Raw genomic sequence first — 12,080 nt, forward strand, 5'->3', positions numbered from 1 at the left:
ATTAGTCTTCGATCGTAATACCCATGCTACGTGCAGTACCTTCAACCATCAAAATAGCTGCTTCAACAGATGCTGCATTTAAATCTGGCATTTTTTGTTCTGCGATTTCGCGAACTTTATCACGTTTCACTGTCGCCACTTTTACGCGGTTCGGTTCACCTGATCCAGATTGAATACCTGCTGCTACTTTAAGTAACACTGCTGCCGGCGGAGTTTTTGTAATGAAAGTAAATGAACGGTCTTCAAATACAGAAATTTCAACCGGAATGATTAGACCTGCTTGATCAGCAGTACGTGCGTTGAACTCCTTACAGAATCCCATGATATTAACACCCGCTTGTCCTAATGCAGGACCAACCGGTGGCGCTGGGTTTGCTTTACCAGCAGGAATTTGTAATTTAACAACTTTAATCACTTTTTTAGCCACGAGACACACCTCCTTAAGTCCGTGATGTGGTAATTGGGTTGCCCCTCCCACTCAAATATCTGTCTCTCAGCTCTGCGCTGATAACATTAGAAAATTAATGCAGACGTATTTTCAGTCTGACCTTTGAAATGATACCATTTTTTTGTTACTTCTGCAAGTATCTATACTTAATTATATTTTAATCACTTGATCAAAGTCTAATTCCATGTTTGTTTCTCGACCAAACATATCTACTGAAACTGTTACTTTTGCTTTTTCAGAATCGATTTCCTCTACTTTTCCTTGGAAGTGAGCAAATGGTCCTTCTAAAACTTCTACCATTTCTCCCACTGAGAAATCGACCTCTATTTTGCGATCATCCGTGCCCATTTGTTTCAACATGGATTGCACTTCTTCAGGAGCTAAAGGTGTTGGTTTCGTCCCTCCACCTGAAGAACCGAGGAACCCTGTTACTCCAGGTGTGTTTCGTACAACATACCATGCATCATCTGTCATAATTAGTTCTACAAAAACATATCCTGGGAAAGTTTTTCTTAAAACGACACGTTTCTTCCCATCTTTAAAATCAACTTCTTCTTGCTCAGGGATAAACACTCGGAAAATTTTATCTGACATCCCCATTGTTTCTACACGCTTTTCTAAATTTGCTTTGACTTTATTTTCATACCCAGAGTAAGTATGAACAACATACCAATTTTTCTCCATAAATTTCAGGACCTAGTGTCCTTTCCCTCCTTTTCTTTAGACAAATGAAAAAACCCGTTCGTTTTCAAAGACGGGCTATTTTCAAAAAATATTTACATACTACATTTTATAAATCTAAATACAAACGGAATAGTTCTGAAATCCCTAAGTCTACTATAGCAAAAAACACAGCCATTAATACAACCGTAGCAAGAACAATTACTGTATAACGTGTTAGTTCTTTGCGTTTAGGCCAACTTACTTTTCTCATTTCAGACATTACATTTTTAAAAAATCCACCTACATTAGCCATTCTAGCTAAACCTCCACATGGAAAATCTATCTTACTTTCATACTTATAACGTTTGTTTATGAAGTGTATGTGCATTACAATGCGCACAGTATTTTTTTCGTTCTGTACGTATCGTTGTACTCTCTTTCGACGCGGGAACTGTATAATTCCGATTACCACATTGCACACAACTCAAGACAATTTTCTTTGTCATTGTATCACCTTTTGGCGTATAATTCTTTTTCAAGATTATCATCTTACAGAAACTGTGTCAACCAAGCACAAGCGTTTATACATAATTACTATCAATCTCCATATAACGCTCTAGTTTCCTTTTTACGCGTTGTAAAGCATTGTCAATTGACTTTACGTGCCGGTTTAGTTCTTCTGAAATTTCTTGATAAGACTGTCCATCCAAATATAGTGCGAGTACTTGTTGCTCCAGCTCACTTAAAATTTCAGCCATCTTTCCCTCCATGTAATTATAATCTTCTCGATTAATAATTAACTCCTCAGGATCATCCACGACCGAACCAGCAATCATATCCATTAGCGTTCGATCTGATTCTTCATCATATATAGGCTTGTCCAATGACACATAAGAATTCAGCGGGATATGCTTTTGGCGAGTTGCAGTTTTAATCGCAGTAATTATTTGCCTAGTAATACATAACTCTGCAAAGGCACGAAAAGAAGCAAGTTTCTCCTCTTTGAAATCTCGTATTGCTTTATATAATCCAATCATTCCTTCTTGGAGTATATCTTCTTTATCCGCACCTATTAAAAAATAGGATCTTCCCTTCATTCGAACGAACGAACGGTACTTGGTTATTAAAAAATCTAGCGCTTCAGTGTTCCCTTGATGAACTAGCTCTACAAGTTCCTCATCTAGTAAACTATCCAATTGTTGTAGATTCCGTTCTGTCTTTTCCAATGAAGTCACCTCAGCCAAATTACTAATAGTTACCACAAGTATACAGGATGGAAATTTATAGCGTCAATGAATCATTTCATTCCTCTTCGCCATTTTTCGAAAATTCCTGCAACTTCCTCTGTTAATGGAATGGTAGAAGCCGGTTTATTTTCTTGTATATGCTTCATCTTTTTCGTGATATTGGAGGAAATCGCAATCATTTCAATTTCAAATTCCCTTGCCGACTTCCTTAGAGCCCCTTGCCCAAATATAACTCTCTGTTCAGTCATATCAGAAGTCGCTACGTATATTTGCACTCTTCTACTACTTAGTTCTAAAGTAAGTTTTTCAATACGTTCATCTGCTGTTTCATTTTTTCTCGTATAAATGATTTCTACGTCATATTCTTTTTTCTTATGTTCTATACCCGGCACTAAATGCGCATCAAAAACAACAATCACTCGAATACCCGTAAATGCTTTATATTCCGCCATTAGCTCGATCAATCGGTCTCTAGCATCTAGTAATTTGTCGTTTTTTAGTTTTCTTAACTCGCTCCATGCGCCGATGATGTTATATCCATCGACAAGTAGAATTTGCATCCTTTTATCCTTTAAGCGGATTTCTGACGCGTAATACTTCGTATAAAAGTATAGACGCAGCCACTGACGCATTTAAACTAGTTACATGACCGACCATTGGCAAGTGATAAAGAAAATCACATTTTTCTTTTAACAAACGACTCATACCTTTTCCTTCACTACCAATGATTAATGCAAGCGGAAGCGTGGCATCCATATTACGATAATCCGTTGATTTTTGAGCATCTGTTCCAGCAACCCACACACCACGTTCTTTTAACTCATCGACTGTTTGTGCCAAATTACCTGCGCGGTATACCGGAATATGTTCAATTGCACCTGTTGATGCTTTTGCAACGACAGCAGTCAATCCAACCGCTCTCCTTTTTGGAATGATGATACCATGCGCACCTACTGCATCAGCCGTTCGCATAATCGAACCAAGATTATGCGGGTCTTCTATTTCATCCAAAATAATAAAAAGTGGATCCTCTTGCTTACTTGCTGCCAATGCAAACAAATCGTCTAACTCGGCATATCGATAGGCTGCAACAGAAGCGACAATCCCTTGGTGGTTCGCATCTGTTAAACCATCCAATTTCTTTTTCGGCACAAATTGAACAATGATTCCAGCTTCTTTTGCTAATTGAATGATTTCAGAAACTCCACTTTTTTGGATACCTTCTGCTAGCCATACTTTATTCATATCTCTACCTGAACGTAATGCTTCCACTACAGGATTTTTCCCTGCAATAATTTCTCCTGTTTGCTCTGTTTGTTCTGTCATTTACTTTTTCTCCCCTTTCTGTCCATCTATAAAATCGATTGCAAATTGCAGCACTTCTTGTAAACGCTCTTCTTGCTCACTTAAGTATAAACTTCCTACAACTGCTTCAAACGCAGAACTGTAGTGATACGTTTGGACATCTGTATTTTTCGGAACTGTACCGGACTTCGCATTTCGCCCTCTACGAAGTACGGCTTCCTCTTCCTCCGTAAGAAACCCGGTATTTAGCATTTCTCGCACAATCGTTGCTTGTGCTTTGGCAGATACATAATGTGTCGCTTCTTTATGCAATGTATTAGGCTTCACACGCCCAGAATGGATGAGATGCTTACGAACTATTTGTTCGAATACAGCATCTCCCATATATGCTAAAGCCAAAGCGTTTAGTTGTTTTACATCTGATAACTTAAAGTTTTCCACAAGTTTATCCTCGTTTCCATCGGATACCTTGTGCAGTATCTTCCAAAATAATATTCATTTCTTTTAATTGATCTCTTATCTCATCTGCCCGCGCGAAGTTACGATCTTTTCTCGCTTGGTTTCGTTCCTCAATTAACGCATCAATTTCTTCGTCCAGCACTTCATTTTCTCGTTGAAGCGTTAGACCTAACACTGCCGTTAGGTTATCAAAAGTAACAATGAACTGCTTTAACACTTGTTCAGCTGTTTGTTTTTCAAGTAGATACGTATTAGCAAGCTTTGATAATTCAAAAACTGCCGCTATTCCATTTGCTGTATTAAAATCATCGTCCATCGCCGTTTCAAACTGCTTTTGTACTTCTGTAATTTTGTGTAACCAAATATCGTGATGATCTCCTAAATTCGCTGTTGCATTCAGTCGATGCAATACATTTGCATAGGCAGTACGAATACGTTCAAGACCAGCTTCTGCTTGCTCTACTAATTCTACGGAATAGTTGATCGGATGGCGGTAATGTACACTTAACATAAATAGACGCAAAACTTGCGGATCAATTTGCTTGCGAATGTCATTTACTAGCACAAAATTACCAAGGGATTTAGACATTTTTTCGTTATCAATATTAATATACCCATTATGCATCCAATATCGCGCAAATGTTTTACCCGTTCTAGCCTCAGACTGAGCAATTTCATTTTCGTGATGAGGGAAAGTTAAATCTTGCCCTCCAGCATGGATATCAATTGTATCCCCTAGTATTTCACGTGCCATTACGGAACATTCGATATGCCATCCAGGACGCCCTTGCCCCCATGGACTTTCCCAGAAAATTTCACCAGGTTTCGCCGCTTTCCAAAGAGCAAAATCTAAAGCATCTTCTTTCTTTTCTCCTGTTTCAATACGTGCTCCAACTTTCAAATCGTCTACCGATTGATGTGATAGTTTGCCGTAGCCATCAAACTTTCTCGTACGATAATACACATCGCCTTGCGATTCGTACGCATACCCTTTTTCTTCTAACACTTGAATAAATTCAATGATTCCATCCATATGATCCGTTACACGGGGATGTGAGTCTGCTTTACTGCAACCAAGTGCCTCCACATCAGCAAAATAAGCTTTTATAAAACGGGCAGTCAGCTCCGATACATCTTCTCCTAACTCGTTTGCCGCTTTAATTATTTTGTCATCGACATCTGTAAAGTTCGATACATACGTTACGTCGTATCCTCGGTATTGCAAATATTTTCTTACTGTATCGTATACAATAACAGGACGTGCATTCCCGATATGAATGTAGTTGTAGACAGTTGGACCACAAACGTACATTTTTACTTTTCCTTCTTCCATCGGCACAAACGGTTCTTTTTCACGCTTTAATGTATTAAAAATTTGAATTGTCATAATAAATGTTTCTCCCTTTCAATTTCTAGTCGCCTAATTTCCTGTTGCAGCGCTGCAATTTCCTCTTCCATCTTTTTGCATCGGTCAGCGAATGGATCCGGTAAATCTTGATGATCCAAGTTACGTTTCACCTTCACTCCATCTTGTATGACGACCACTCCTGGTATACCAACAACCGTAGAGTTCTCCGGTACATCTTTCAATACAACTGAACCCGCACCTACTTTGCTATTTTCCCCAATTGTAATGGATCCTAATACTTTTGCTCCCGTTGCAACAAGAACATTATCCGCAAGAGTAGGGTGTCTCTTTCCCTTTTCTTTTCCCGTTCCCCCTAGGGTGACACCTTGATAAATGGTACAGTCATTCCCAATTTCACAAGTCTCTCCAATTACAACACCTGAGCCGTGGTCTATAAAAAAACGTCTACCAATTGTGGCTCCTGGATGAATTTCGATACCAGTAAAAAAGCGACTTATTTGAGAGATTGCTCGAGCAAGGAAAAAAAAGTGCTTTTTATATAAAGCATGCGCAATTCGATGACACCAAATGGCATGTAATCCTGCGTATGTTAATATTACTTCCAGTTTGCTAGTCGCCGCGGGGTCTTGTTCAAAAACAACAGCAATGTCTTCTTTCATACGTCCCAACATTTCGATTCCTCCCTCTTTTTTGACAAATAAAAACGTCTCTGTCTATAAATAGACAGAGACGCAAATAAGCGCGGTTCCACTCTGATTGGAAAAACATACATCTCTTTCCCACTCGACATCTTTAACGCAGATGCTACGTCCAGCCTACTACAAATGTTCGGCATGGCACTCTGAGGTGCATTTCAGTAACTCACCCGTTCAGACCACTTTCAGCCGGTGATGGTCCTCTCTAAAGAACATGCGTTACTTACTTCTCCTCGTCTTAGCTTTCTATTTTTATCGTTCCTGTATTTGTACCCTCATTTTCACACCTTAGATGCGGAAAGTCAATCTTATTGTTTTGCGTATTTAGCAACACGTGCGATTACTTTTTCTTTTCCGATTAAGCTAATAGCATCTGCTAATTCAGGACCATGTGTTTGACCAGTCGTTACGACACGAATTGGCATAAATAGATTTTTTCCTTTATGTCCCGTTTCTTTTTGCACCGCTTTAATTGCAGCTTTAATTTCTGGCGCTTCAAAAGTTTCTAAGTTCTCTAATTGCACTTTAAATGCAGCCATTACTTCTGGAACTTGTTCTCCTGTTAATACTTCTGTTGCTTCTTCATTATATGCAAGTTCATCGTTAAAGAATAATGAAGATAATTCTACAATTTCTGCTCCATAACTCATTTGATCATGGTAAAGTGCGATTAAATTATTTGCCCATTCTTGTTGCTCTTCTGTTAACTCGGTCGGAAGAAGTTCTGCTTTTTGCAAATGTGGTAACGCAAGTTCAATTACTTTTTCTAATGGTAACTGCTTGATGTATTGGTTATTCATCCATGTTAGTTTTTGTTTATCGAACATAGATGGAGATTTGGATAAACGGTTTACATCAAACATTTTGATAAACTCTTCTTTCGAGAAAATTTCTTCTTCCCCTTCTGGAGACCACCCTAAAAGAGCGAAGAAATTGAACATTGCTTCCGGCAAGTAGCCAAGATCTTTATATTGAGCAACGAATTGAATAATCGATTCGTCACGTTTGGAAAGTTTTTTACGATTTTCATTAATAATTAATGTCATATGACCGTATTTAGGATATTCCCATCCAAATGCATCAAATACCATTAATTGTTTTGGTGTATTAGATAAATGCTCTTCTCCGCGGAATACATGGGAGATTTTCATGAAATGATCATCTAATACAACGGCGTAGTTATACGTCGGAATTCCATTTGCTTTCACAAGAACCCAATCACCAACATCTTTTGATTCGAATGTTACAGCCCCACGAACTAAATCTTCAAATGTATATGTCACATTTTCTGGAACGCGCATGCGAATAGTGTAAGGAAGACCCGATGCTTCTTTTGCTTGTACTTCCTCTGCTGATAAATGACGGCATTTACCATTATACATAGGAGCAGCTACCCCATTTGCTTTTTGTACTTCACGGTCAGCTTCTAATTCTTCCGATGTACAGAAACATTTATAAGCATGCCCTTTTTCTAACATTTCTTCTGCATGTTTCGTATAAATGTCTAGACGCTCCATTTGACGATATGGTGCATAAGGACCGCCGATATCAACAGACTCATCGTAGTCAATACCTAACCATTTTAAGTTATCCAGTTGCGATAGTTCGCCACCTTCGATATTTCGCTCGATATCCGTGTCTTCTATACGGACGATAAACTTCCCGTTATGATGGCGTGCATATAAATAGTTAAATAATGCTGTACGTGCTCCTCCAATATGTAAGTTCCCTGTTGGACTTGGTGCGTAGCGTACGCGAACTTCTTGTGTCATTGTTATATCCTCCTAGTTTTCGTTCAAATCAAATCCGCCTTGGCGTATTTGTGTCCAGATTTTGAATTGAGCTTAGGCCTGCATGACGCAGGTCAGTTAGCCGTTGTCGCATGGAAGCGACGATTTTAGGCTAACATCATTCTAATACCTCACAAAATCTGTGACATCCGCCGGAGGCTTTAACTTTATTCAGCAGGCGTTTCACTGCACTGCTGAAATAGACAATTCCATTAATGTTCATCACTCCACTTTAAGAAGTGGTGGACATGCGCTGAATGAAGTTAAACTTTTATCATTTTACCACTGCTGAGGTGTTTTTTAAAGTTCGTCCTTCTTTATAAGTAATATAGTCGCCATCGAAGCAATTCCTTCTTCGCGTCCTGTAAAACCTAATTTTTCGGTTGTTGTTGCTTTTACATTTACCTGACTTACATCCGCTTGAAGAAGTTCGGCAACTCGTGCACGAATCGTTTCAATATGAGGCGCCATTTTTGGTTTTTGTGCAATAATTGTGCAATCGATGTTCCCTAATTTATATCCTCTTGCATCTACTAGTTTCCAAATATGTTCCAGTAATTTTGCGGAATCAGCATCTTTAAAGTCAGGATCGGTATCTGGGAAATGTCTTCCTATATCCCCTTCTCCAATCGCTCCAAGTGCCGCATCTGTAACCGTGTGGAGTAATACGTCTGCATCGGAATGTCCGATAAGCCCTCTTTCGTAAGGAATCGTAACTCCCCCTATTATTAACGGACGATTATCCGCAAACTCATGTACATCAAATCCTTGACCAATTCGCATCATTTTATTGTTCCTCCTGCTCTCGTTTAGTTAAAATTACTTCTCCAAAAAGAAGATCTTCTTGTGTTGTCATTTTCACATTATCATATGTACTTTCCACAATATGAACATGCTCACCTAGTCGTTCCACAAGCATTGCTTCATCTGTACCTAAAAAACCTTCTTTTTCTGCTAGTCTTTCGGCTTGTTCTAATACATCATACTTGAATGCTTGCGGTGTTTGAATAATCCATAGACTATCTCGATCTACTGTTTCTTGGATTATACCATTTTCTACTTTTTTCATCGTGTCCTTTGCACGGACCGCCGCTACTGCTGCCCCAAATTCCTCTGCCACCTGCACCAGTCGGTGGATAACCTCTTGTCTAATAAAAGGCCTTGCCGCATCGTGCACGAGTAAAATCCCTTTTGAAGGAGAAGCCTTTAAACAAGCATATACACTATGTTGACGTTCTGCTCCCCCTTCCGTAATCGCAACAACCTTTGTTATTTGATGTTCTGCTAGCAACTTTTCGATAAAAGCTTGTTCTTCTTTTTTCACCGCTAATACAATTTCTTGACATTTCTGGTCTTGTTCAAAAGCGCGTAAAGTATGTATTAAAATCGGGACTTTTCTTAGTTCTAAAAAAAGTTTATTTTGCCCTGCTCCCATTCGTTTTCCACTTCCAGCAGCGGGTAATAATACCGTATATACCATTAGCTTCCCTCCTATATTACATAGAAAAAGGGCCTTTTCCTACATTCATAATAGGAAACAACCCTCTCCATTATTTCGACTCTTGTGGCTTGGCAAAAATCATACGGCCTGCCGAAGTTTGCAAAACACTTGTCACTTCCACATTTATCGCCTGACTGATATATGCTTTCCCACCTTCTACAACGATCATCGTACCATCATCTAAGTATGCAACACCTTGATTATGTTCTTTTCCATCTTTAATGACGACTACATGCATTATTTCCCCCGGAATAACAACTGGTTTCACTGCATTTGCTAAATCATTAATATTAAGAACCCGCACTTGATGTAAATCACATACTTTGTTCAAATTAAAGTCATTTGTTACGACGATTCCATTCATTTTCTTCGCAAGACGAACAAGTTTTAAATCTACTTCTTGTATATCCTCAAAATCTTGTTCCACTATTAAAACAGCAGAAGCACGCTCCGTTTGTAATTTTTTTAGCACATCTAAACCACGGCGACCTCTTGTTCTTTTAAGTGTGTCAGAAGAATCTGCGATATGTTGCAGTTCCGTTAGGACAAACTGAGGAACAACCAATACCCCTTCGATAAATCCCGTTTCGGAAATATCCGTAATACGACCATCGATAATGACACTCGTATCTAGCAGCTTATACGTACCTAAACCTAAACTTTGTGCCCCCTCTTCATCCGCAACTTTCTTTTTGCTAGTTTGTTGCTTAGTTGAAGTAAAAACGTGAATTAATTCATCTCGTTTTTTAAACCCTACTTGGAATCCTAAATAACCTAAAACAATCGATAATAAAACCGGTACTACAGAGTCAATGCCTAGAATGGCAATATTATTAATAGCAGATCCAAGTAAAAATGCGACGATTAATCCAATGACTAACCCAAGCGTACCAAAAAGTAAATCTCCAATCGGTGCCTTTAACAGACGTTCCTCCATCCACTTAATAAAATTGATTAAGTAATCGGTTAAAAACAAGGCTACTACATAAAGAAAAACCGCTCCGATTAAAATTGATACGTAAGGATTGTGAATCCATGGGTTATTAGATAAATTAATGAGTTCGTATAAATGCGGTAATAATAGTAAACCCAACGTACCACCAATTAAAACAAATGCGATTTGTATAATCCATTTCAACAAAATGCCACCTCCACTTAATTATTAATTATACTGCTTGTAGCCTTCATACGTCTATTCAGACCACAAGCAGTAAGTCTTTTATGCTTTTCCTTAAGAAAAAGCTTCTTTCATTACTTCGTTTACAGATTCTACACCGATAACTTGAATTCCTTTTGGATAATCCCATCCTCCAATATTAGAAGCTGGAACGATCACACGTTTGAAACCTAACTTTGCCGCTTCCTGCACACGTTGTTCTATTCTAGAGACTCTTCGCACTTCTCCAGTTAGCCCAACTTCTCCTATAAAACAATCGCTAGGAGCTGCACCTGTATCGCGAAAACTAGATACGATACTTACTAGGACGGCTAAATCGATCGCAGGTTCGTCTAGCTTCACTCCACCCGCAACTTTTATATATGCATCTTGTGTCTGAAGAAGTAATCCCATACGCTTTTCTAACACTGCCATGAGCAAAGACACGCGATTTTGATCGATTCCCGTAGCCATTCGTTTCGGATAGTTAAAACTGGATTGCGTAACAAGTGCTTGAATTTCAACCAAGATGGGTCTTGTACCTTCCATAGAAGCAACGATCGCGGAACCAGCTGCACCATGAGAACGTTCTTGTAAAAATAGTTCGGAAGGATTTAACACTTCTTTTAATCCTTGTTGCACCATTTCAAAAATGGCAATTTCATTTGTTGAACCAAATCGATTCTTTTGAGATCTCAAAATCCGATACGTATGATGACGTTCTCCTTCAAAGTATAAAACGGTATCCACCATATGTTCTAGTATACGGGGACCCGCAATTTGCCCTTCTTTCGTTACATGTCCTACTAAAAAGATAGCCACATTTTTCGTCTTAGCGATACGCATTAGTTCAGCTGTACATTCCCGTACTTGAGACACACTCCCTGGAGCACTCGTTACTTCTGGATGGTGTACTGTTTGAATAGAATCCACAATGACAAATTTCGGTTCAACACTATCAATTGTTTCATTAATCAATTCTAAATTTGTTTCCGAATAAATATACAATTCCGCAGAGGTAACACCTAAACGCTCCGCACGAAGCTTTGTTTGGCGGATAGATTCTTCCCCAGAAATATATAAAACCCGCTCTCCCTTATTCGCAAGTAATGCTGAAACTTGTAAAAGAAGCGTAGACTTTCCAATACCCGGATCTCCTCCTATTAACACAAGTGAACCCGGTACTATTCCGCCCCCAAGAACACGATTTAACTCTCCAAAATCAGTTTCAACTCGCGGTTCTTCTTTCGTCTCTATTGCAATAATGGGTGTTGCTTTTTGCGCCACTCCTGTAGAATGCTGAAAAGAACGTTTTGGCCCTTTCGATACGATTTCTACCTCTTCCACCATCGTATTCCATTCTCCGCACCCTGGACATCTTCCCATCCATTTAGCGGCCTCGTATCCGCAAGAATTACACATAAATTTCGTTTTTCTCTTTGCCATG

At 39.0% G+C, this 12,080-nt stretch carries 15 protein-coding genes and 1 other annotated feature; all 15 genes read right to left on the reverse strand.

Translation table 11 applies throughout. The features are described 5' to 3' along the window. Position 1 precedes the first annotated feature (1 nt). Positions 2 to 427 carry a 50S ribosomal protein L11 gene (rplK, locus tag FG383_RS05675; RefSeq protein WP_142605867.1) on the reverse strand — a complete coding sequence of 142 codons (426 nt, stop codon included), beginning with the start codon at positions 425 to 427 and terminating at the stop codon, positions 2 to 4. 171 nt (positions 428 to 598) lie between these two features. Beyond that, positions 599 to 1,132, reverse strand: coding sequence for a transcription termination/antitermination protein NusG (gene nusG, locus FG383_RS05680; protein ID WP_142605868.1), 534 nt, complete (start codon positions 1,130 to 1,132; stop codon positions 599 to 601). Positions 1,133 to 1,238: 106 nt separating this feature from the next. Next, positions 1,239 to 1,424, reverse strand: coding sequence for a preprotein translocase subunit SecE (secE, locus tag FG383_RS05685; RefSeq protein ID WP_142605869.1), 186 nt, complete (start codon positions 1,422 to 1,424; stop codon positions 1,239 to 1,241). A gap of 43 nt (positions 1,425 to 1,467) precedes the next feature. Continuing rightward, a complete protein-coding gene (gene rpmG / locus FG383_RS05690; RefSeq protein ID WP_425467628.1) occupies positions 1,468 to 1,659 on the reverse strand; it encodes a 50S ribosomal protein L33 in 192 nt (63 codons plus the stop codon). Positions 1,660 to 1,692: 33 nt separating this feature from the next. Further along, a complete protein-coding gene (gene sigH, locus FG383_RS05695) occupies positions 1,693 to 2,337 on the reverse strand; it encodes an RNA polymerase sporulation sigma factor SigH (protein ID WP_142605870.1) in 645 nt (214 codons plus the stop codon). A gap of 71 nt (positions 2,338 to 2,408) precedes the next feature. After that, positions 2,409 to 2,918 (reverse strand): NYN domain-containing protein, encoded by a 510-nt coding sequence (locus FG383_RS05700; RefSeq protein WP_142605871.1) that lies wholly within the window; start codon positions 2,916 to 2,918, stop codon positions 2,409 to 2,411. Between the two features lie 4 nt (positions 2,919 to 2,922). Next, positions 2,923 to 3,684, reverse strand: coding sequence for a 23S rRNA (guanosine(2251)-2'-O)-methyltransferase RlmB (gene rlmB, locus FG383_RS05705; RefSeq protein ID WP_142605872.1), 762 nt, complete (start codon positions 3,682 to 3,684; stop codon positions 2,923 to 2,925). Beyond that, positions 3,685 to 4,104, reverse strand: a complete 420-nt coding sequence (locus FG383_RS05710) for a Mini-ribonuclease 3 (RefSeq protein WP_425467629.1) — start codon at positions 4,102 to 4,104, stop codon at positions 3,685 to 3,687. 4 nt (positions 4,105 to 4,108) lie between these two features. Further along, a complete protein-coding gene (gene cysS / locus FG383_RS05715; protein ID WP_142605873.1) occupies positions 4,109 to 5,509 on the reverse strand; it encodes a cysteine--tRNA ligase in 1,401 nt (466 codons plus the stop codon). After that, the gene (gene cysE, locus FG383_RS05720; RefSeq protein ID WP_142605874.1) at positions 5,506 to 6,162 is read right to left on the reverse strand and encodes a serine O-acetyltransferase; all 657 of its coding nucleotides are present in this window, start codon (positions 6,160 to 6,162) and stop codon (positions 5,506 to 5,508) included. Before cysE ends, cysS begins: the two co-directional genes overlap by 4 nt. A gap of 51 nt (positions 6,163 to 6,213) precedes the next feature. Beyond that, positions 6,214 to 6,435 (reverse strand) — a binding site (T-box leader). A 59-nt stretch (positions 6,436 to 6,494) separates the two neighbouring features. Further along, positions 6,495 to 7,958: a glutamate--tRNA ligase gene (gene gltX / locus FG383_RS05725; RefSeq protein WP_142605875.1), complete on the reverse strand. Its 1,464-nt coding sequence runs from the start codon at positions 7,956 to 7,958 to the stop codon at positions 6,495 to 6,497. Between the two features lie 318 nt (positions 7,959 to 8,276). Next, positions 8,277 to 8,762 carry a 2-C-methyl-D-erythritol 2,4-cyclodiphosphate synthase gene (gene ispF / locus FG383_RS05730; RefSeq protein WP_142605876.1) on the reverse strand — a complete coding sequence of 162 codons (486 nt, stop codon included), beginning with the start codon at positions 8,760 to 8,762 and terminating at the stop codon, positions 8,277 to 8,279. Between the two features lies 1 nt (position 8,763). Then, on the reverse strand, positions 8,764 to 9,456 hold the full coding sequence (gene ispD, locus FG383_RS05735) for a 2-C-methyl-D-erythritol 4-phosphate cytidylyltransferase (RefSeq protein ID WP_142605877.1): 693 nt from the start codon (positions 9,454 to 9,456) through the stop codon (positions 8,764 to 8,766). 70 nt (positions 9,457 to 9,526) lie between these two features. Then, positions 9,527 to 10,618: a PIN/TRAM domain-containing protein gene (locus tag FG383_RS05740; protein WP_142605878.1), complete on the reverse strand. Its 1,092-nt coding sequence runs from the start codon at positions 10,616 to 10,618 to the stop codon at positions 9,527 to 9,529. Positions 10,619 to 10,708: 90 nt separating this feature from the next. Beyond that, a complete protein-coding gene (radA, locus tag FG383_RS05745) occupies positions 10,709 to 12,079 on the reverse strand; it encodes a DNA repair protein RadA (protein WP_142605879.1) in 1,371 nt (456 codons plus the stop codon). Position 12,080 lies beyond the last annotated feature (1 nt).

Origin of the sequence: Psychrobacillus soli (assembly GCF_006861775.1) — a bacterium.
Taxonomy (GTDB): Bacteria; Bacillota; Bacilli; order Bacillales_A; family Planococcaceae; genus Psychrobacillus; species Psychrobacillus soli.